The following is a 20,391-nucleotide window of genomic DNA, read 5'->3' as shown; positions in this document are numbered from 1 at the left end:
AGAGGGATTTATGAAACAATTATATGGTGTAATCGGAAATCCAATTGGACATTCATTATCACCCGTTATGCATAATGATGCATTTGAACACTTGAATATGGATGCCCATTATCATGCATTTCTTGTTGAAGAGGAAGTGCTAGGGGAAGCGGTAAGAGGTTTAAAAGCATTAGGTATTTCGGGATTTAATGTAACAACTCCGCACAAAGTTGCTATTATGAAGTATTTGGATGAGATTGACCCGCTAGCAAGGCAAATTGGTGCAGTAAATACAGTGGTTCATAAGGGTGGAAAATTAATTGGCTACAATACAGATGGAATCGGTTTTGTTCGAGCCCTGCAGTCAATTAGTAGTGAACCACTTCAAGAGAAACGTATTTTATTACTTGGCGCAGGTGGTGCTAGCCGAGCTATTTATTTTTCTCTTGCTGATGTAGGTGTGAAAGAGATTGATGTAGCCAATCGTACAGTAGATAAGGCGAAAGAACTTATTGCTGCATGTACGGCTAATGTTAATTCTGTTGCTTTATCGCTAGAAAAAGCAACAGAGGAACAAGGAAATTATGATATTATCATTCAGACGACAACAATAGGTATGCATCCACACGTCGAACATACACCATTACACATTTGTTCGTTAAAAAAAGGAACGATTGTATCAGATATAATTTATAATCCATTTGAAACGAGAATTTTATGTGAGGCAAAAGAGCAAGGTGCAATCATTCAAAATGGTATTGATATGTTTGTTTATCAAGGGGCACTTGCATTTGAAATGTGGACAGGACGCATACCAAATATTGATAGAATGAAACAATTAGTTATAAAAAAGCTTGGAGGCTAACATATATGTTAACAGGAAAACAAAAAAGATTTTTACGTGCACAAGCACATCATTTAACACCAATTTTTCAAGTAGGAAAAGGCGGCGTAAATGAGAATATGGTGAAACAAATTGGAGAAGCGTTAGAAGTTCGTGAACTATTTAAAGTGAGCGTATTACAAAACTGTGAATTTGATCGTCGTGAAGTTGCAGAAGAGCTTGCACAAGGCGCGCGAGCTGAAATCGTTCAAGTAATCGGAAGCACAATTGTTTTATACAAAGAATCAAGAGAAAATAAGCAAATTAAGCTTCCACGATAAACGGTATACGTGAGTTGTTTCGTAGTTGACGCTTAATATATATTGAGCGAAACCAATTGGACTTTTATTAACAGTAGACTCTCTTCAAATGTTTATGGGGAGAGTTGCTGTATGTAAAAGGAAGGAGCGTTTCTTTTGAGAAAAATTGGCATTATTGGTGGCACATTTGATCCACCTCACAATGGGCATTTGTTAATTGCAAATGAAGTGTATCATGCTTTAGGTTTGGAAGAGGTATGGTTTTTGCCGAACCAAACTCCACCGCACAAACAAGGCCGTAACATTACGAGTGTGAAAAGTCGATTAAATATGCTACAAGTGGCGACTGAGGAAGAAGCATACTTTTCAATTTGTTTAGAAGAGCTAAACAGAGAAGGCCCATCTTATACGTATGACACTATGTTACAATTAACGGAGAAGTATTCGGATGTGCAGTTCCACTTTATTATTGGTGGGGACATGGTTGAGTATTTGCCAAAGTGGTATAACATTGAAAAGTTACTTAAACTTGTAACTTTCGTTGGAGTTACGAGACCAGGTTATACATTGAATACGCCTTATGATATCGTAAAAGTGGAAATTCCGGAGTTTGCAGTTTCTTCATCTTTATTACGTGAGAGATATAAAGAGAAGAAAACATGTAAATATTTGCTACCTGAAAAAGTACAGGTATATATCGAGAGGAATGGGTTGTATGAATCGTGAGGAAGCACTTAATATTGTCAAACAACAAATGCATGAAAAACGTTATATACACACGATTGGTGTAATGGAAACAGCGATTGAACTTGCTCGTTTATATGGTGTAGATGAGAAAAAGGCAGAGACAGCTGCTATCTTTCATGATTATGCAAAATGTAGAGCGATTTCAGAAATGGAAGAGATTATTAAGAGAGAAGATTTGCCGAAGGATCTACTTCACTATAACAAAGAGTTATGGCATGCACCTGTGGGGGCATACTTAGTAGAAAAAGAAGTAGGCATTACTGATTCTGAAATTCTACAAGCTATTACATATCATACAAGTGGTCATGAAAAAATGACAATGTTAGATAAAGTTATTTATGTAGCAGATTACATTGAACCAGGACGTAAGTTTCCAGGTGTAGAAGAAGCGAGGGAACTCGCATATAAAGATATAAATCAAGCTTTATTGTTTGCTTTAAAACGAACAATTCAATTTTTAATGGAAAAAGATCAAACGATTTATCCATTAACATTCCAAACATACAATGCAGTTATCAAGGAGGAAATTATTAAATGAAAGATAAAGATTTATTAGTATTAGCGGCAAAAGCAGCTGATGATAAGAGAGCAGAAGATATGGTCGTACTAAATATGCAAGGTATCTCACCAATTGCAGACTATTTTATTATTTGTCACGGGAATTCGGACAAGCAAGTGCAAGCAATTGCACGTGAAATTAAAGCGAAGGCACATGAGTTCGAAATTAACGTACAACGTATGGAAGGTTTTGATGAAGCACGTTGGGTGTTAGTGGACCTTGGTGATGTAGTTGCGCATGTGTTCCATAAAGATGAGCGTGATCACTACAACTTAGAGCGTCTATGGGGCGATGTACCGCGTGAAGATATCGCAGATGAGTTAGATCAATGAAATACGAACAATTTGCTTTGCTGTATGACGAACTGATGAATGATGTCCCTTATGATAAATGGGTGGAATTCACAGAAGAAAGTTTGCAACAGGCATCTATGAAAGAGGCAAAGATTCTTGACGTAGCATGTGGAACTGGTAACGTAACACTTCCACTTGTGCGAAAAGGCTATGACTTAATTGGTGTGGATCTTTCGGAAGAAATGTTAACTGTCGCACAGCAAAAACTAGGAGGAGAAGGGTACTTTATTCCTTTTTACCAACAGGACATGCGAGAGCTTGATGTTCCAGGTGAGTTTGACTGTGTAACCATCTTTTGTGATTCATTAAATTATGTATTGCAAGAAGATGGAGTGCAAGAAACATTTAGACGAGTGTTTCACCATTTACGCCAAGATGGTTTGTTTTTATTTGATGTACATTCTTTATATAAAATACATCATGTATTTCAAAATGAAACGTACACAGTGAATGGAGAAGAAATATCTCTTATTTGGAATTGCTTCCCTGGTGAAGAACCAGATAGTGTAGAACATGATTTAACATTCTTTGTTCAAGATTCAGAAGAAGATGTGTACCATCGTTTTGACGAATGTCACGTGCAACGTGCATATCAGGTTGAAGAATTGACGAAGTGGCTTGAAGAAGCTGGATTTACAGTGCTTCGCGTAACTGGTGACTTTGAACGAATCGAAGTGACAGAACAAACAGAGCGTATTTTCTTCATGGCGAAGAAAAATAGATAAAACAAAAGCAACCGAGAAGGTTGCTTTTGTTTTATAAAAAAGATGTTATTTTAGTTCTAGAATAATAAAAAGATGCTATGTGTGAAGTGTGAAAATGCAAGTTTAAGTGAAAATTTAGTATAAAAAATAAGTATTGATAAAAAGGATTTGGAATGCTGGTGACGTATTTATTTATGTGTGTTTATTGAATTGTTGATCAATGCATTTTAAATCTTCATCAAATTTTTCGTGTGTCCGCTCGATTAATTTATGAAACATATCTCCGACATGTTCTTCTAAAACACGAATACCTTCTCCTGTAACGCCGCCTTTGACACATACCTTTTCTTGTAAAGTAGGTAATGTGAAGATTTCTTTTTCAAGTAATTTCCCCATTCCAACGACCATTTCACTTACTAAAGTAGTGGCTTCTTCATGAGTAATATTTGTTTTATCTACAGCAGCATTAATGAAACATTGTAATAAATAACTAAAGAATGCAGGGCCACAGCTTGCTATATCAGATGAAACGCGTGTTATATCTTCTTCTATTACAAGGGGAGTAGAAATGTTTTTGAATAGACGCAGTAGTTTTTGTCGCCACTCTTCAGAGCATTTACTTCCGAATGTAAATAGTGATGCGCCAGATAAGGCACGGTTTGTAATGCTCGGAATAATACGTGCGACGTGGCATGGTACAAGTGTCTCTAATTGTGATGGGGATATTGGACTTGTGATAGAAACTAAACACTTTTCATCAGAAAAATGGTCAGCATATTTTTGTAGGATAGGGTATATATCTATCGGTTTTACGCAAATAAAAATAAGATGTGATCGTTCGATTACCTCATCGATAGTTTTGGCTATATGAACAGAAGGGTATTTTTCCTTTATATGATATGCTTTGGCGGACGTTCGATTAATGATTGTAAGGCACGAAGGTTTGACAGCACGGGTTTCTAAAAATGCGTCGATTAGTATATTCCCCATGTTCCCTGTCCCTATAATTCCTATGTTCAATGTTTCATCCCTCCTTCGTAACGGCTTTCTCCTAAACAATATGAATGATGTTATAAATTTATGATTAGAGGTGTAATTTGATGTGGGATTTTCCGAAAAAATGGTTGGGTTTAGTAGCTTTTATTGGAGCTTTATTTTTTCTTGTTTTTTGGAAAACGAGCCAGAGTGCAGAACAATCGCCTATTACAATGGATGTGCAAGCGAAAAATGTGGAGAAAAAAAGTAAACCGAAAATATCGGATACAAAGGAACAGAAAAAAATAATAATCATTGATATGAAAGGGGCCATTGTTAAAGAGGGTGTGTATGAAATGAAAGAAGGGGACCGAGTCAAGGATGCAGTTGAAAAGGCAGGTGGTTTTTTGCCAGAGGCAGATATGAAGAAGGTGAATTTAGCACAAATTGTACAAGACCAAATGATCCTTTATGTACCGAATAAAGATGAGCAAGTACAGGAGGCGGCTGCTTTTTCAAAAAAAGAGGGGGAAATTCAAATAAATGCAGCTTCTAAAGAGCAACTCGAAAAAATCACAGGCATTGGCTCTCGAAAAGCAGAAAGTATTTTGAAATACCGAGAGGAACATGGTCCGTTCCAGAAAATAGAAGATTTATTAGAGATTGATGGGATTGGGGTGAAGTCTCTAGAAAAAATAAAAGATCAAATTATTGTTCCGTAAAAGATTGACGAAGTTTTTCTTCTTTCGCTACACTACAAGTAGACAAAAAAGAAGGTGAAAAATATGGAACGAATTTCATGGGATCAATATTTTATGACACAAAGCCATCTGTTATCTTTACGTAGTACATGTACAAGGCTTGCGGTAGGAGCGACAATCGTTCGTGATAAACGAATTATTGCTGGTGGATATAATGGCTCAATTAAAGGTGGCGTACATTGTATAGATGATGGATGCTACGTAATTGATAATCATTGTGTTCGTACAATTCATGCAGAAATGAATGCTTTATTACAATGTGCAAAGTTTGGAGCGAAAACAGAGGAAGCGGAAATTTACGTTACGCATTTCCCTTGTTTACAATGCTGTAAGGCAATTATTCAAAGTGGTATTACAGCAGTTTATTATGCACAGGATTATAAAAACCATCCGTATGCCGTAGAGTTATTTGAACAAGCAAATGTAACGGTGAAGCATGTTCCGCTGGAATATGATATTACAGCGCTAGAGGAACAAAAGCGTCATATGGATTTGAAAGAACTATTTGCATCTTTAGAAAAAGATAACTTATCGAGGGAAGAATTACAGCATGTATTCACGAAAGCAAAAATGATGCTATAAGGAGTGAGTATGAGTTGCATGGACAATGGGGCTATGTTGCAATCTCGTTTGTAATGGGGATTGCAATTGCCTTTTCCACGTCGTCTTTGTTGATTGTTTGTTGTCTTGCTTTCTATGTCTTATTTTGTTTATATCGTACTTCGCGTAAAACCTTCTTTTTTTGTATGGTAGCGTGTTTTAGTGGCGCTATGTACACTTCATATGTTCAGGGGCAAAATAAGCCTCTAGGAGAGCCCTACGAAGTTACACGAGGGGTGATACAAAATGCACCTCTTATTAACGGAGATCGCCTATCATTTCAAATTGAGGATCAGCATAAAAATTTAGTGCAGTTAAGTTACAAAATTAAATCATCCTTGGAAAAGAAACAATTGCAACAATTATATGCAGGGGTATCATGTGTATTCAAAGGTGAGAGGAAAGAACCGCAAACAGCTAGGGATTTTCATGGTTTTAATTACCGTGATTATTTATATAAGCAAAATATTCATTTCATATTTGATGCTACATATATTTCTGAATGTCATAAAACATCATTGTCACTCATGCAATGGATTCTCCTTTTGAGACAGCAAGCAATCTCAAAAGTTACAGAAATGTTTCCAGAGCAATCAGGTGCTTTTATGAATGCGTTATTATTTGGTGATAGACAACAAATGACGTTTGAAGTTGAAGAGCAATACCAACAATTTGGCCTTGTGCATTTATTGGCGATTTCGGGATCGCACATTGTATTGTTAATGGTGATCGTGTACTTTGTTTTGCTAAGAAGTGGTGTGACGAGGGAGGTAGCGACCGTCTGTCTTATCGTCTGTATTCCTTTGTATATGATTTTAGCAGGGGCGTCACCGTCTGTAATAAGAGCTTCTATAACAGGGGTCTTGTTGTTGATTGCTTTCATGTGTTCTATTCGTATATCTAGCTTAGATGCTTTAAGTGTAACAGCTATATGTATGCTTATATACGATCCGTATCTTGTTTTTAATATTGGATTTCAATTTTCATTTGTAGGTAGTTTCGCTTTAATTTTGTCTGCTTCGATATTACTAGGTCGTAGTAATGGAGTAATCCGAAATTCGATTTACATTTCTATTATTTCACAGCTCGTTAGTACGCCGATTTTGTTATACCACTTCGGTTATTTTTCTCCCTATAGTATTTTCCTCAATCTCCTATATGTTCCGTTTTTATCTATAATTGTGTTACCGTGTAGCATTATTATTCTGATGTGTATGCCGATTATCCCATTTCTCGCAAAAGGACTTGCGAATGTACTATCAATTGGTTTGAGTATTTCTAATAATTTTTTAAGTTACTGTGAAAATTTACTATTTACCCGGCTTATTTTCGGGCAAACACCTATACTTCTAGTAGCGGTATATTGTGTAATTATTGTTAGTATATTGATAGTTTGGGAAAGGAGGATGTCAAAAAGGATTATGTTCATAGTTGTGGGTGTATTTCTTTTTGTTTGTACATGTCATTATGTATATCCATATTTTCGTGAAAGTGGCAGCGTTACATTTATTGATGTTGGACAAGGTGATGCAATCTTAATTCGCCTTCCATATGATAAAGGAGTTTATCTTATTGACACAGGTGGAACGCTTCAACTCAATAAAGAAGAATGGCAACGGAAAAAACATGAATTTTCTGTTGGGCACGATATTCTCGTTCCTTTTTTACAAAAGGAAGGTATAAAAACGATTGACAAATTAATTGTAACGCACGGGGATGCAGATCATATAGGTGCCGCATTGGATTTATTATCATCTATTACTGTAAAGGAAGTTGTATTTGGCCAGAAGGAGCAAGATGCAGTATTAGAAAAAGTATTAAAGAAAAAGGCATTAGAAAAGAGAGTGAACATAAGTAAAGTGAAGGAAGGGGAAAGTTGGAGTGTAAATGGAGCGGAATTTGTTGTGTTAGCTCCAAACGGAAAGGAATCTAATGAAAATGATTCCTCAATTGTAATATGGGCGAAATTTGGAGGGGTAACGTGGTTGTTTACAGGAGATTTAGAAGAAGGAGGAGAGAGTCGTTTAGTATCAAAATATCCCGCATTGCGGGCGGATGTTTTAAAGGTTGCTCATCATGGGAGTAAGACGTCATCTATATCCGCCTTTTTAAACTTTATACAGCCTAGTATAGCGATTATTTCTGTAGGAGAATGCAATAGATATGGGCACCCTCATAAGGAGATTATAGAGCGTTTTGAGAAGATGGACATTGAAATATGGCGTACGGATAAACAAGGTGCTATTTCCTATGTTTTTAAAGGAGAAAACGGAACCTTTAAAAGTAAAATGACATATGATGAAACACATAGTAAATGAAAAAGAGAAGACTGCCATAAAGTGGCAGCCTTTAAGAACCGATAAATTTAATAACAGTTGCAATAATGAAAAGTGTTGCGAAAAAACCAAATGAGACGATAAATCCTACTCCTGAATCAATAGCGTCATTGCGTTTACTTTGAACGTTTTGTTCAAAATTATTCATTTAGAATCCCTCCCCAACATTCCACTCTAGTATAAAATATTGTCAGAAAAAAATCTACAATTTCCATATGAAGAGGAATCGAGTATTTTTACTGTTTTTTAGTTCATTAACTAACGTAAGTTTTTCGTTTCCAAGCTTGTTAACAGTTGGCACTTATACTCGGATTTTTATTGTGAATAATAAAGGGAAGGTGATTACCGCACACCAATAAGAAACCCGGGACTTATTGCGTGGCGTTTTATATAAATAAAGGGACGGGTTTATACAGCCTGTTCCTTTGTACTTGTAAAACAAAAGCTAGGGCATTAGTATAAATATATATATTGCCAAGTTAGGGAGTAGGGAAAAGTATGAGTGATATACATAAAAAAATTAAAAAGAAACAGTTTGCTCCGTTGTATTTACTATATGGAACGGAAGCGTTTTTTATAAATGAAACGATAAAGCTTATTACAACAGAAGCGCTTGAAGAAGAAGACCGAGAGTTTAATGTTGTGACATACGATTTGGAAGAGGCGTATTTAGAAGATGTGGTTGAGGATGCGCGTACGCTTCCTTTTTTTGGAGAACGGAAAGTGTTATTAATAAAATCACCACTATTTTTAACTTCACAAAAAGAAAAGTTAGAACAAAATATAAAAATTTTAGAAGAATATATTGGTGAACCTTCTCCGTTTTCTATTCTTGTTTTTGTTGTGCCTTACGAAAAGCTTGATGAACGTAAAAAAATTACAAAACTATTAAAGAAAACAGCGGATATAGTAGAAGCGAATGCGATGCAAGTACAGGATGTTCAAAAATGGATTGTTGCACGTGCAGATGAGGTGCATGTGCACATTGACAATGCAGCTGTTAGTTTGTTGTTAGAGCTTGTGGGAAGTAATGTAACGATGTTGGCGAAGGAAATGGATAAGTTAACATTATACGTCGGTATGGGCGGAGAGATTACACCGAAGCTTGTGGCAGAGCTTGTGCCGAAATCTGTTGAGCAAAATGTGTTTGCTTTGACAGAAAAAGTGGTGAAAAAAGATATCGCAGGTGCGATGCAAATTTTGGATGGATTATTTACGCAGCAGGAAGAACCAATTAAACTGCTTGCGTTATTAGTGAGTCAATTCCGCTTGCTGCATCAAGTGAAAGAGTTACAACAACGTGGTTATGGGCAAAATCAAATAGCGTCTCATATTGGTGTGCATCCGTATCGTGTAAAGTTGGCGATGAATCAAACGAAGTTTTTCTCTTTTGAAGAATTAAAAAAAGTCATTATAGAATTAGCGGAAGCTGATTATAGTATGAAAACGGGAAAGATGGATAAGAAGCTTGTACTCGAGTTTTTCTTAATGCGATTAAATCATATGTAGTGATACAAAAAAGTTCATGTACTTAGTACGTGAACTTTTTTTGTATATAAAAAAACGACCCAAATGGATCGTTTTTTAAACGCCTTACGCGTTTACTTGTTTCGCTAAGCGAGATTTTTGACGAGCTGCAGCGTTTTGGTGGATAAGACCTTTACGAGCTGCTTTGTCAAGTTTTTTAGAAGCAGTTTTGAAAGCTTCTTTAGCATTTTCAAGATCGTTATTAGTAACTAAAGCTTCTACAGTTTTAACAGCAGAACGCATGTCAGACTTGATAGAAGCGTTATGTGAACGACGCTCTTCGCTAAGTTTAGCGCGTTTGATAGCAGATTTGATGTTTGCCATACTTTTCACCTCCCTGGTGCAATCGAATGACTCGATTCTTACATAGAACAAGTGATATTTTATCAAACGGTGAAGAGAATTGCAATAGTATATCAATGAAATTTCACATGAAGAAAAGAATGGCCTTATATAACTTGGGGAAATCTAACGATATTTACTATGAATTACGGAGGAGATACGATGAAAGAACCATTAGATTTAAGTAAATATAGTGTTAGAACGGACCTTGCTGTAGAGGCGCATCAAATGCTGCAAGAGCGACAAGAAGAACAAAAAGGGATACAGGGAGTTATTGTAAAAGAGAGGGAAGAAGAGGGTATTACAATTACAAAAGTAACGATTGATGAGGTTGCATCTGAATCAATGGGTAAAAAACCTGGAAATTATTTAACTCTTGAGGTGCAAGGGATACGTCAGCAAGATACGGAACTCCAACAAAAAGTAGAGCGTGTTTTTGCCAAAGAGTTTTCTTATTTCTTAGAAGAGGTTGGCGTTACAAAAGAAGCGAGTTGTTTAATCGTCGGGCTTGGGAATTGGAATGTAACACCAGATGCGCTTGGACCGATAGTTGTAGAAAACGTATTGGTAACGAGACATTTATTTCAATTGCAGCCTGAAAGCGTAGAAGAAGGATTTAGGCCTGTTAGTGCAATCAGGCCGGGGGTAATGGGAATTACAGGAATTGAAACGAGTGATGTTATTTATGGGATTATCGAAAAAACGAAACCAGACTTTGTAATTGCGATTGATGCATTAGCTGCCCGCTCTATTGAACGCGTAAATAGCACGATACAAATTTCTGATACAGGAATTCATCCAGGGTCTGGTGTTGGTAATAAACGTAAGGAATTAAGTAAAGAAACATTAGGTATTCCTGTTATTGCAATTGGTGTTCCGACTGTGGTTGATGCTGTTTCGATTACAAGCGATACGATTGATTTTATTTTGAAACATTTTGGACGGGAGATGAAAGAAGGAAACAAACCTTCACGATCTCTATTGCCAGCTGGCTTTACATTTGGAGAAAAGAAAAAACTAACAGAAGAAGATATGCCAGATGAAAAGAGTAGGAATATGTTTTTAGGAGCTATTGGTACGTTGGAAGAAGAAGAAAAAAGAAAATTGATTTATGAAGTACTATCTCCTCTCGGTCATAATTTAATGGTGACTCCAAAAGAAGTAGATGCATTTATTGAGGATATGGCCAATGTAATAGCGGGTGGTTTAAATGCAGCGCTGCATCATCAAATTGATCAAGATAATACAGGAGCATATACACACTGATGGAAAGAGGCGACAATGGTTTAAGCCGCTTTGCGCTTTTGTGTATATGTAGTGCAGCATTATGCCTGCTTATGATGATAGCGGGAGTGGCGCTTGCTAATCACGGTTTAAAAAGTATGAAAGGTTATCAGCAGTTGTCATATGAGCAAATAGCTCATATGACAGGAACAGAGGGTGCGGGTGCTGAATCAGAAATTTTGGGGAATTCGTTTTCAACTATTGAAAAACAAAAACAACTAGAAAGTTTAAGAAGTTTTAATGTCGTAGAAGGAATTGGTATAGCGCTAGCGAGTGTTGCTTACGAAATGGCGAAGTTTGGAACGGATATAGTTGTTGGGAAAGTGAAAGAGATTTTTAGCTAAGAGTAGCAGGGAGAACGGTTGTCTTATCGTTTTGTACGACAGCCGTTTTTTTTTATTTGAAAAAGGTTTGTCTCTTATGGTTTGTTCGCATAAGATATAGATAGAATGATTTGTCTTGTAAGCAGCAAGAGTTTTCGTTGAATCTTTGCTGCGCTATTGATATAATCAGTGCTAGTGTATATTGGCGAGACTATTAGGAGTTGAGAACATAGATGAACAAAGAAGAAAGAGCAAAAAGACAGTCGAAAATTCGTAACTTCTCCATCATTGCTCACATTGACCACGGGAAATCAACGCTGGCAGACCGTATTTTGGAGAAAACAAACGCGTTAACACAGCGCGAAATGAAGGCTCAATTGCTTGACTCTATGGAGTTAGAGCGTGAGCGCGGTATTACAATTAAATTAAATGCAGTACAATTAACGTATAAAGCGAAAGACGGTGAAGAGTATATTCTTCACTTGATCGATACACCAGGACACGTCGACTTTACGTACGAAGTATCTCGTAGTTTAGCTGCTTGTGAAGGTGCAATTCTTGTTGTTGATGCAGCGCAAGGGATTGAGGCGCAAACGTTAGCGAACGTATATTTAGCTCTTGATAATAATTTAGAAATCTTACCAGTTATTAATAAAATCGACTTACCAAGTGCGGATCCAGAACGCGTACGTCAAGAAGTAGAAGATGTAATTGGTTTAGATGCATCGGAAGCTGTACTTGCTTCAGCGAAAGCTGGCATTGGTATTGAAGAAATTTTAGAACAGATCGTTGAAAAGGTACCAGCTCCAACGGGTGATTCAGAAGAGCCGTTACAATGTATGATTTTCGATTCTTTATATGATCCGTACCGCGGTGTAATTGCATATATTCGTGTTGTAAATGGAACTGTAAAAGTTGGCGATAAAGTACGTATGATGGCAACTGGAAAAGAATTTGAAGTAACAGAAGTAGGTGTATTTACACCGAAAACAACGCAACGTGACGAGCTAACAGTAGGTGATGTAGGTTTCTTAGCGGCATCGATTAAAAATGTTGGTGACACACGCGTTGGTGATACGATTACACATGCGAAACGTCCGGCTGCAGAGGCGTTAGCAGGTTACCGTAAATTAAACCCGATGGTATTCTGTGGTCTGTACCCGATTGATTCTGCTCGTTATAACGATTTACGTGATGCGTTAGAAAAATTAGAGTTAAACGATTCTGCTCTTGAGTTTGAGCCTGAAACATCTCAAGCGCTAGGATTTGGTTTCCGTTGTGGTTTCTTAGGACTTCTTCACATGGAAATCATTCAAGAACGTATTGAACGTGAATTTAAGATTGACTTAATTACAACAGCGCCAAGCGTTATTTATAAAGTTTATTTAACAAACGGTGAAGATGTTATTGTTGATAATCCATCTAATATGCCAGATCCACAGTCTATCGATCGCGTAGAAGAGCCGTTTGTGAAGGCTGCAATTATGGTTCCGAATGACTATGTTGGAGCTGTAATGGAAATTTGCCAAGGTAAACGTGGAACGTTTATTGATATGCAATATTTAGATGAAACACGTGTTACATTGACATATGATATCCCGTTATCAGAAATCGTATATGATTTCTTCGATCAATTGAAATCAAATACGAAAGGATATGCATCATTTGACTACGAGTTAATCGGTTATAAACCATCTAAACTTGTGAAAATGGATATTCTTTTAAATAATGAACAAGTGGATGCTTTATCATTTATTGTGCACCGTGATTCAGCGTATGACCGTGGTAAAGTAATTGTAGAGAAATTAAAAGAATTAATTCCAAGACAACAGTTCGAAGTGCCAATTCAGGCGACGATCGGAAACAAAGTTGTAGCACGTTCTACAATTAAGGCAATGCGTAAAAACGTACTTGCGAAATGTTACGGCGGTGACATTTCTCGTAAGCGTAAACTTCTTGATAAGCAAAAAGAAGGTAAAAAACGTATGAAGTCTGTTGGTTCTGTAGAAGTACCGCAAGAGGCATTCATGGCTGTACTGAAAATGGATGACAACTAATATTTGAAATAAAAAAAGAAGTCGTTTATGCGGCTTCTTTTTTCTGTATAATTACTTTTTAGACATCTTAGCATCTCTCATTTACAATGGTGAGAGAGCTTTTTAGTTCATACAGAGTTAGGAGATTGTTAATGTCCGAAAATATTCGAAAAGATATTCACGAGAAAATACAAAATGGTAATTTTAATTGTGAAAAGGAATTGACGCTTTCTATTATTAGCGGAAAGTGGAAAGTTGTGATACTGTGGCATCTTGGTGTGGAAGGGCCTCATCGTTTTAGTGAATTACAACGATTATTCCCAAGCATTTCTCATAAAGTTTTGTCGAATCAATTAAAAGAGTTAATGGAGGATGGGATTGTTAATCGAACAGTGTATCCTGAAATTCCTCCTCGCGTTGAGTATTATATGACGGAACTAGGCATGTCGCTTTTACCAATCGTTGAAATGATGTATGATTGGGGAAAAATGCGAATGGAACAAATCCGTAATACGTTAGAGAAGTAGAGAATCCTCCGGAGTGCGGAGGTTTTCTTTTTAGAAAGGTAGGGGTTATATTTGGTACAAGCTGCATATATTCATATTCCATTTTGTCAGCATATTTGTCACTATTGTGATTTTAATAAAGTGTTTATTGAACGCCAACCGGTAGATCAATATTTAGAGTATTTGGAGAAAGAAATAATAAACACGGTTCAAAAAGTACCGTTTGATAGTATGAAAACGATTTTTGTTGGCGGGGGAACTCCGACAGCATTAAATATGGAACAGACAAAAAAACTACTCGATATCATTAACCGTCATTTACGTCCATTTGCTCCGAATTGTGAACTAACATTTGAAGCGAATCCAGGTGATTTACCGAAAGAGAAGTTAAATGTATTGTTAGAAGGCGGCGTGAACAGAATTAGTTTTGGTGTACAAACGTTTCGTGATGAACTGCTTGAGAAAATTGGACGCAAGCATACGAGAGAAGATGCGTTTGTAGCAATTCGAGAAGCGCAGGAAGTAGGCTTTAAAAATATTAATGTAGATATTATTTATGCTTTGCCAGGACAGACGATAGAAGATGTAAAAGAAACATTAGACATTGCTTTTACGCTTGGTGTACAACATTTCTCGGCATATTCATTAATTGTGGAACCGAAAACAGTATTTTATAACTTAATGAATAAAGGGAAATTACGTCTTCCAGGTGAAGATCACGAAGCGAAAATGTACGAAATGGTAATGGATGAAATGGAGAAACACGGTTATAACCAGTATGAAATTAGTAATTTCTCAAAAGGTGATAATGAAAGTAGACATAACCTCACATACTGGAATAATGAAGAGTATTATGGATTTGGAGCTGGAGCGCATAGTTATGTAAATGGAGAACGTATCCAAAATGTAGGACCGCTCAAGCAATATTTCAATAAAATTGATGAAACTGGATTTCCATATTTAGACGTTCACACAGTAACGGAGAAAGAAAGAATGGAAGAAGAGTTGTTCTTAGGGCTTCGAAAAACAAAAGGTGTGTCTAAAATAGCATTTCAAAAGAAATTTAATATGGATATGGATCAAGTTTTCGCGAAGCAGTTACAAACCAATCAAGAACAAGGATTGCTTGAAGAGAGAGATGGATATGTTCGTTTAACGCGAAAAGGAAAATTATTAGGGAATGAAGTATTCCAGTCATTTTTGATTGACTAATTAAATGTTCCATAAACGTGAAAAAGTTTCATTATTTCGTGACGTTTCCGTTGACAATTGAATGTCAATTTTGGTAAGTTATTAATAGATTTAGCACTCGAAGACAAAGAGTGCTAACAGAGGTGATGATGAGATGCTTACGGAACGTCAGCTCTTAATTTTGCAAACAATTATTGATGACTTTATTGGATCAGCGCAGCCCGTTGGGTCTAGAACGTTGGCTAAAAAAGAGGAAATTACATTTAGTTCAGCTACTATTCGAAATGAAATGGCTGATTTAGAAGAATTAGGTTTTATTGAAAAAACGCATAGTTCTTCTGGACGTGTTCCTTCTGAGAAAGGATACCGATTTTATGTAGACCACCTTTTAGCCCCGCAAAACTTACCGAACGATGAGGTTGTACAAATTAAAGATTTATTTGCTGAAAGAATTTTTGAAGCGGAAAAAATTGCACAGCAATCTGCTCAAATTTTATCAGAACTTACGAACTATACGGCCATTGTTCTTGGACCGAAGTTAAGTACAAATAAACTTAAAAACGTACAAATTGTACCGCTTGATCGTCAAACTGCAGTCGCTATTATTGTAACGGATACAGGGCATGTACAAAGTAAAACGATTACCGTTCCGGAATCTGTTGATTTATCAGATTTAGAAAAAATGGTTAATATTTTAAATGAAAAGCTATCGGGTGTACCTATGTCGGAACTTCATAATAAAATCTTTAAAGAGATTGTTACAGTTTTACGTGGGTATGTTCATAATTACGATAGTGCAATAAAAATGTTAGATGGTACATTTCAAGTTCCGTTATCGGAAAAGATATACTTTGGAGGAAAAGCAAATATGCTTTCGCAACCAGAGTTCCATGACATTCAAAAAGTAAGATCCTTGCTGACAATGATTGATAACGAAGCTGAATTTTATGATATTTTGCGTCATAAACAAGTAGGTATTCAAGTGAAAATTGGCAGGGAAAATTCTTCGATTGCTATGGAAGATTGTAGTTTGATTTCTGCAACGTATTCGATTGGAGAAGAGCAACTCGGAACGATTGCAATTTTAGGTCCAACGAGAATGCAATATTCTCGTGTCATTAGTTTGTTACAGTTATTTACGAGACAATTTACTGATGGACTTAAAAAGTAAACGAGAGTAATACATTCGCTCAAGTGATGAAGTTTTCATTGCTGTGTGTAATATATAATGCTTAGGTAATCATGCTATACATGATACCTAATACCTTTTAAGGAGGTGAAAATTGTGGAAGAGCGTAACGAACAAGTGGTAGAAGAAGTAAAAGAAGCGCAAGTTGAAGAAGCTGTCACGCCAGAAAACAGTGAAAAGACTGTAGAAGAAAAAAGTGAGGCTGCTCTTTTACAAGAAAAAGTAGATGAGTTACAAGCGAAACTAACGGAAACGGAAGGTCGCACATTACGTCTACAAGCTGATTTTGAAAATCATAAGCGCCGTGTCCAAATGGATAAACAGGCTGCTGAAAAATATAGAGCGCAAAGTTTAGTTTCAGATATTTTGCCAGCTCTTGATAATTTTGAAAGAGCGATGCAAGTGGAAGCAACTGATGAGCAAACGAAATCCTTGTTACAAGGTATGGAAATGGTGCATCGTCAATTGCTAGAAGCGTTGACTAAGGAAGGTGTTGAAGTGATTGAATCTGTTGGCAAACAGTTTGATCCTAATGAGCACCAAGCTATTATGCAAGTGGAAGACAGTGAATTTGAATCAAACGCGGTTGTGGAGGAATTCCAAAAAGGTTATAAACTAAAAGACCGTGTTATTCGCCCATCAATGGTAAAAGTAAATCAATAATTTACATAAAAGTAGGAGGAATCGCCATGAGTAAAATTATCGGTATTGACTTAGGTACAACAAACTCTTGTGTAGCTGTTATGGAAGGTGGAGAACCAAAGGTTATCCCAAATCCAGAAGGAAACCGTACAACACCTTCTGTTGTAGCTTTCAAAAATGAAGAGCGTCAAGTTGGGGAAGTTGCGAAACGTCAAGCAATTACAAACCCTAATACAATCATGTCTGTTAAACGTCATATGGGTACAGACTATAAAGTAGAAGTTGAAGGTAAAGATTATACACCTCAAGAAATTTCTGCAATCATTTTACAAAACTTAAAAGCTTCTGCTGAAGCATACTTAGGTGAAACAGTAACGAAAGCTGTTATTACAGTACCTGCATACTTCAACGATGCAGAACGTCAAGCAACAAAAGATGCTGGTCGTATCGCTGGTTTAGAAGTTGAGCGTATCATTAACGAGCCAACAGCAGCAGCACTTGCTTACGGTTTAGAAAAACAAGATGAAGAACAAAAAATCTTAGTATACGACTTAGGTGGCGGTACATTTGACGTATCTATCCTTGAGTTAGCAGACGGAACATTCGAAGTTATTTCAACTGCTGGTGATAACCGTCTTGGTGGAGATGACTTTGACCAAGTTATTATCGATCACTTAGTAGCTGAGTTCAAAAAAGAAAACAACATTGACTTAAGCCAAGATAAAATGGCACTTCAACGTTTGAAAGATGCAGCTGAAAAAGCGAAAAAAGATCTTTCAGGTGTAACACAAACACAAATTTCATTACCATTCATTAGTGCTGGAGCTGCTGGTCCATTACACTTAGAATTAACGTTAACAAGAGCGAAATTCGAAGAGCTTTCAGCTGGTCTTGTTGAAAGAACATTAGAGCCAACTCGCCGTGCATTAAAAGATGCTGGTTTTGCTCCAAGCGAATTAGATAAAGTTATCCTTGTTGGTGGATCTACTCGTATCCCAGCTGTACAAGAAGCAATTAAACGTGAAACTGGTAAAGAGCCATATAAAGGTGTAAACCCTGATGAAGTTGTAGCATTAGGTGCTGCAGTTCAAGGTGGCGTACTTACTGGTGATGTAGAAGGCGTACTATTATTAGACGTAACTCCACTTTCTTTAGGTATCGAAACTATGGGTGGTGTGTTCACGAAATTAATCGAGCGTAACACTACAATTCCAACAAGTAAATCACAAGTATTCTCAACAGCTGCTGATAACCAACCAGCTGTAGACATTCACGTATTACAAGGTGAGCGTCCAATGTCAGCTGACAACAAAACGCTAGGTCGTTTCCAATTAACAGACCTTCCGCCAGCACCACGTGGTATTCCACAAATCGAAGTAACATTCGATATTGATGCGAACGGTATTGTTAACGTACGTGCAAAAGACTTAGGAACAAGCAAAGAGCAAGCTATTACAATCCAATCTTCTTCAGGTCTTTCTGATGAAGAAGTAGATCGTATGGTACAAGAAGCAGAAGCAAATGCTGACGCTGACCAAAAACGTAAGGAAGAAGTTGAACTTCGTAACGAAGCTGACCAACTTGTATTCCAAACGGATAAAGTTGTAAAAGATTTAGAAGGTAAAGTGGATGCAGCTGAAGTAGCGAAAGCAACAGAAGCGAAAGAAGCATTACAAGCGGCAATCGAGAAAAACGAACTTGAAGAAATCCGTGCGAAAAAGGATGCTCTACAAGAAATCGTACAACAATTAACTGTTAAATTATACGAGCAAGCTCAAGCGGCTGCAGGGCAAGCAGAAGGTGCGCAAGGAGCACAAGACGCTGGCGCGAAGAAAGACAATGTAGTTGACGCTGAGTTTGAAGAAGTAAAAGAAGACAAGTAATATAAATAAGTAAGATGACAAAAAGTCAAAGTCAAGCGTGCCTTGGCTTTGGCTTTTTTCATGAATGAAAAGAAATGTGTGAGGATCTTAAGTTTTTTACTTTGCATACTGTAAGTGAGGAAACTTTGTTGCAAAGCACTTTCTTTCGGTGTTAAAATTACGTTTATGTGAAAGATTCGGGGGTTGCAAATTTATGAGTAAACGAGATTATTATGAGGTCCTTGGCCTTAGCAAAGGTGCTTCTAAAGATGAAATAAAAAAAGCGTATCGTCGTTTGGCTAAAAAATACCATCCAGACGTAAGTAAAGAAGAAAATGCAATTGAAAAGTTTAAAGAAGTACAAGAAGCGTATGAAGTATTAAGTGATGATCAAAAGCGTGCGCAGTACGATCAATTTGGTCATGCTGGTGCAAATCAAGGGTTTGGCGGCGGAGGAGACTTCGGTGGTGGCTTCGGCTTTGAAGATATCTTTAGTTCATTCTTTGGCGGCGGTGGCGGCAGACGTCGTGATCCAAATGCTCCGCGCCAAGGTGCTGACTTACAATACCAAGTTACTTTAGAGTTTGAAGAAGCTATTTTTGGTAAAGAGTTAAATATTGAGATTCCAGTAGAAGATCCATGTGATACTTGTAAAGGTAGCGGAGCAAAACCAGGAACTTCAAAAGAAACATGTAAACATTGTTCAGGATCAGGTCAAGTAAGTGTAGAACAAAATACACCGTTTGGTCGTATTGTAAACCGTCAAGCTTGTGGTCATTGTTCAGGAACTGGTCAAATGATTAAAGAAAAATGTACGACATGTCACGGTTCAGGTAAAGTACGTAAACGTAAAAAAATTAATGTTAAAATTCCAGCGGGTATCGATAATGGCCAACAAATTCGTGTATCTGGAAAAGGTGAAGCGGGCGTAAATGGTGGACCAGCAGGTGATTTATATGTAGTTGTTCATGTGAGAAATCATGAATTCTTCGAACGTGATGGTGATCATATTATTTGTGAAATGCCATTGACATTCGCACAAGTAGCGCTTGGTGCTGAAGTAGAAGTGCCTACAGTTCACGGAAAAGTGAAGTTAAAAATTCCGGCAGGAACACAAACAGGAACGGAATTCCGTCTAAAAGGAAAAGGTGCTCCGAACGTACGTGGATATGGTCAAGGAGATCAATACGTAGTCGTTCGCGTTGTTGTACCGACGAAATTAACTTCGCATCAAAAAGAATTATTGCGTGAGTTCGCTGGTCAGGAAAATCAAGATGATAGCTTATTCGGAAAGCTTAAACGTGCTTTCAAAGGGGAATAATGGAAATAAAA

At 37.1% G+C, this 20,391-nt stretch carries 22 protein-coding genes; 19 read left to right on the top strand and 3 right to left on the bottom strand.

What is annotated here, in order from left to right:
* Positions 1–10 precede the first annotated feature (10 nt).
* The 6 genes from aroE to MR065_RS01995 all read left to right on the top strand — a co-directional run bounded on the left by aroE (position 11) and on the right by MR065_RS01995 (position 3,506).
* Positions 11–844: a shikimate dehydrogenase gene (gene aroE / locus MR065_RS02020; protein WP_242212291.1), complete on the top strand. Its 834-nt coding sequence runs from the start codon at positions 11–13 to the stop codon at positions 842–844.
* Positions 845–849: 5 nt separating this feature from the next.
* Positions 850–1,143, top strand: coding sequence for a ribosome assembly RNA-binding protein YhbY (gene yhbY / locus MR065_RS02015; RefSeq protein WP_000955228.1), 294 nt, complete (start codon positions 850–852; stop codon positions 1,141–1,143).
* A gap of 135 nt (positions 1,144–1,278) precedes the next feature.
* Positions 1,279–1,848 (top strand): nicotinate-nucleotide adenylyltransferase, encoded by a 570-nt coding sequence (locus tag MR065_RS02010; RefSeq protein ID WP_242212290.1) that lies wholly within the window; start codon positions 1,279–1,281, stop codon positions 1,846–1,848.
* Positions 1,838–2,407, top strand: a complete 570-nt coding sequence (yqeK, locus tag MR065_RS02005) for a bis(5'-nucleosyl)-tetraphosphatase (symmetrical) YqeK (protein ID WP_097906198.1) — start codon at positions 1,838–1,840, stop codon at positions 2,405–2,407. The genes MR065_RS02010 and yqeK overlap by 11 nt, the downstream gene beginning before the upstream one ends.
* A complete protein-coding gene (rsfS, locus tag MR065_RS02000) occupies positions 2,404–2,760 on the top strand; it encodes a ribosome silencing factor (protein ID WP_000653198.1) in 357 nt (118 codons plus the stop codon). The genes yqeK and rsfS overlap by 4 nt, the downstream gene beginning before the upstream one ends.
* Positions 2,757–3,506, top strand: coding sequence for a class I SAM-dependent DNA methyltransferase (locus tag MR065_RS01995; RefSeq protein WP_242212289.1), 750 nt, complete (start codon positions 2,757–2,759; stop codon positions 3,504–3,506). The genes rsfS and MR065_RS01995 overlap by 4 nt, the downstream gene beginning before the upstream one ends.
* Before the next feature lie 171 nt (positions 3,507–3,677).
* Here MR065_RS01995 and comER read toward each other — a convergent pair whose 3' ends face one another.
* Positions 3,678–4,505: a late competence protein ComER gene (gene comER, locus MR065_RS01990; protein ID WP_242212288.1), complete on the bottom strand. Its 828-nt coding sequence runs from the start codon at positions 4,503–4,505 to the stop codon at positions 3,678–3,680.
* A 77-nt stretch (positions 4,506–4,582) separates the two neighbouring features.
* Between comER and MR065_RS01985 the strand changes: the two genes are divergently transcribed.
* From MR065_RS01985 to MR065_RS01975, 3 genes are all read left to right on the top strand, one after another.
* Positions 4,583–5,182 carry a helix-hairpin-helix domain-containing protein gene (locus MR065_RS01985; protein WP_277927217.1) on the top strand — a complete coding sequence of 200 codons (600 nt, stop codon included), beginning with the start codon at positions 4,583–4,585 and terminating at the stop codon, positions 5,180–5,182.
* A gap of 63 nt (positions 5,183–5,245) precedes the next feature.
* Complete coding sequence (locus MR065_RS01980) at positions 5,246–5,803, top strand: ComE operon protein 2 (RefSeq protein ID WP_242212287.1); 558 nt, start codon at positions 5,246–5,248, stop codon at positions 5,801–5,803.
* Positions 5,804–5,817: 14 nt separating this feature from the next.
* The gene (locus MR065_RS01975; protein WP_242212286.1) at positions 5,818–8,139 is read left to right on the top strand and encodes a DNA internalization-related competence protein ComEC/Rec2; all 2,322 of its coding nucleotides are present in this window, start codon (positions 5,818–5,820) and stop codon (positions 8,137–8,139) included.
* 31 nt (positions 8,140–8,170) lie between these two features.
* On the opposite strand, the gene MR065_RS01970 is transcribed toward MR065_RS01975, so the two are convergent.
* Positions 8,171–8,305 (bottom strand): YqzM family protein, encoded by a 135-nt coding sequence (locus tag MR065_RS01970; protein WP_001058627.1) that lies wholly within the window; start codon positions 8,303–8,305, stop codon positions 8,171–8,173.
* A 350-nt stretch (positions 8,306–8,655) separates the two neighbouring features.
* Here MR065_RS01970 and holA point away from each other — a divergent pair, with 350 nt between their 5' ends.
* The gene (gene holA / locus MR065_RS01965; RefSeq protein WP_097906192.1) at positions 8,656–9,666 is read left to right on the top strand and encodes a DNA polymerase III subunit delta; all 1,011 of its coding nucleotides are present in this window, start codon (positions 8,656–8,658) and stop codon (positions 9,664–9,666) included.
* 84 nt (positions 9,667–9,750) lie between these two features.
* On the opposite strand, the gene rpsT is transcribed toward holA, so the two are convergent.
* Complete coding sequence (gene rpsT, locus MR065_RS01960; RefSeq protein ID WP_001274014.1) at positions 9,751–10,008, bottom strand: 30S ribosomal protein S20; 258 nt, start codon at positions 10,006–10,008, stop codon at positions 9,751–9,753.
* 180 nt (positions 10,009–10,188) lie between these two features.
* Here rpsT and gpr point away from each other — a divergent pair, with 180 nt between their 5' ends.
* The 9 genes from gpr (at position 10,189) to dnaJ (ending at position 20,380) form a co-directional block, all read left to right on the top strand.
* The gene (gene gpr, locus MR065_RS01955) at positions 10,189–11,292 is read left to right on the top strand and encodes a GPR endopeptidase (RefSeq protein WP_242212285.1); all 1,104 of its coding nucleotides are present in this window, start codon (positions 10,189–10,191) and stop codon (positions 11,290–11,292) included.
* The gene (locus MR065_RS01950; RefSeq protein ID WP_242212313.1) at positions 11,289–11,654 is read left to right on the top strand and encodes a YqxA family protein; all 366 of its coding nucleotides are present in this window, start codon (positions 11,289–11,291) and stop codon (positions 11,652–11,654) included. Before gpr ends, MR065_RS01950 begins: the two co-directional genes overlap by 4 nt.
* A 212-nt stretch (positions 11,655–11,866) precedes the next feature.
* A complete protein-coding gene (gene lepA / locus MR065_RS01945; RefSeq protein WP_097906189.1) occupies positions 11,867–13,690 on the top strand; it encodes an elongation factor 4 in 1,824 nt (607 codons plus the stop codon).
* Positions 13,691–13,821: 131 nt separating this feature from the next.
* Positions 13,822–14,196, top strand: coding sequence for a winged helix-turn-helix transcriptional regulator (locus MR065_RS01940; RefSeq protein WP_097906188.1), 375 nt, complete (start codon positions 13,822–13,824; stop codon positions 14,194–14,196).
* A gap of 51 nt (positions 14,197–14,247) precedes the next feature.
* Positions 14,248–15,387, top strand: a complete 1,140-nt coding sequence (gene hemW / locus MR065_RS01935) for a radical SAM family heme chaperone HemW (protein WP_242212284.1) — start codon at positions 14,248–14,250, stop codon at positions 15,385–15,387.
* Between the two features lie 133 nt (positions 15,388–15,520).
* The gene (gene hrcA / locus MR065_RS01930; protein ID WP_242212283.1) at positions 15,521–16,537 is read left to right on the top strand and encodes a heat-inducible transcriptional repressor HrcA; all 1,017 of its coding nucleotides are present in this window, start codon (positions 15,521–15,523) and stop codon (positions 16,535–16,537) included.
* A 114-nt stretch (positions 16,538–16,651) separates the two neighbouring features.
* Positions 16,652–17,218: a nucleotide exchange factor GrpE gene (gene grpE / locus MR065_RS01925; RefSeq protein WP_002122597.1), complete on the top strand. Its 567-nt coding sequence runs from the start codon at positions 16,652–16,654 to the stop codon at positions 17,216–17,218.
* 26 nt (positions 17,219–17,244) lie between these two features.
* Positions 17,245–19,080 (top strand): chaperone protein DnaK, encoded by a 1,836-nt coding sequence (gene dnaK / locus MR065_RS01920; RefSeq protein ID WP_016086236.1) that lies wholly within the window; start codon positions 17,245–17,247, stop codon positions 19,078–19,080.
* 193 nt (positions 19,081–19,273) lie between these two features.
* The gene (gene dnaJ, locus MR065_RS01915; protein ID WP_097906185.1) at positions 19,274–20,380 is read left to right on the top strand and encodes a chaperone protein DnaJ; all 1,107 of its coding nucleotides are present in this window, start codon (positions 19,274–19,276) and stop codon (positions 20,378–20,380) included.
* The last annotated feature ends 11 nt before the right edge of the window (positions 20,381–20,391 follow it).

It is taken from the genome of Bacillus cereus group sp. BfR-BA-01383 (assembly GCF_022663495.1).
GTDB lineage: Bacteria > Bacillota > Bacilli > Bacillales > Bacillaceae_G > Bacillus_A > Bacillus_A cereus_AU.
Note: the sequence above shows the minus strand (reverse complement) of the source record. Positions and strands in the feature narration are given on the sequence as shown.

Excerpts from the sequence above, each read along its gene's own strand:
- MR065_RS01940 (WP_097906188.1), top strand. The coding sequence starts at position 13,822 with ATGTCCGAAAATATTCGAAAAGATATTCACGAGAAAATACAAAATGGT.
- lepA (WP_097906189.1), top strand. The coding sequence starts at position 11,867 with ATGAACAAAGAAGAAAGAGCAAAAAGACAGTCGAAAATTCGTAACTTC.
- aroE (WP_242212291.1), top strand. The coding sequence starts at position 11 with ATGAAACAATTATATGGTGTAATCGGAAATCCAATTGGACATTCATTA.
- MR065_RS01980 (WP_242212287.1), top strand. The coding sequence starts at position 5,246 with ATGGAACGAATTTCATGGGATCAATATTTTATGACACAAAGCCATCTG.
- hrcA (WP_242212283.1), top strand. The coding sequence starts at position 15,521 with ATGCTTACGGAACGTCAGCTCTTAATTTTGCAAACAATTATTGATGAC.
- rsfS (WP_000653198.1), top strand. The coding sequence starts at position 2,404 with ATGAAAGATAAAGATTTATTAGTATTAGCGGCAAAAGCAGCTGATGAT.
- holA (WP_097906192.1), top strand. The coding sequence starts at position 8,656 with ATGAGTGATATACATAAAAAAATTAAAAAGAAACAGTTTGCTCCGTTG.
- yqeK (WP_097906198.1), top strand. The coding sequence starts at position 1,838 with ATGAATCGTGAGGAAGCACTTAATATTGTCAAACAACAAATGCATGAA.
- MR065_RS01995 (WP_242212289.1), top strand. The coding sequence starts at position 2,757 with ATGAAATACGAACAATTTGCTTTGCTGTATGACGAACTGATGAATGAT.
- gpr (WP_242212285.1), top strand. The coding sequence starts at position 10,189 with ATGAAAGAACCATTAGATTTAAGTAAATATAGTGTTAGAACGGACCTT.
- rpsT (WP_001274014.1), bottom strand. The coding sequence starts at position 10,008 with ATGGCAAACATCAAATCTGCTATCAAACGCGCTAAACTTAGCGAAGAG.
- dnaJ (WP_097906185.1), top strand. The coding sequence starts at position 19,274 with ATGAGTAAACGAGATTATTATGAGGTCCTTGGCCTTAGCAAAGGTGCT.
- MR065_RS01970 (WP_001058627.1), bottom strand. The coding sequence starts at position 8,305 with ATGAATAATTTTGAACAAAACGTTCAAAGTAAACGCAATGACGCTATT.
- dnaK (WP_016086236.1), top strand. The coding sequence starts at position 17,245 with ATGAGTAAAATTATCGGTATTGACTTAGGTACAACAAACTCTTGTGTA.
- yhbY (WP_000955228.1), top strand. The coding sequence starts at position 850 with ATGTTAACAGGAAAACAAAAAAGATTTTTACGTGCACAAGCACATCAT.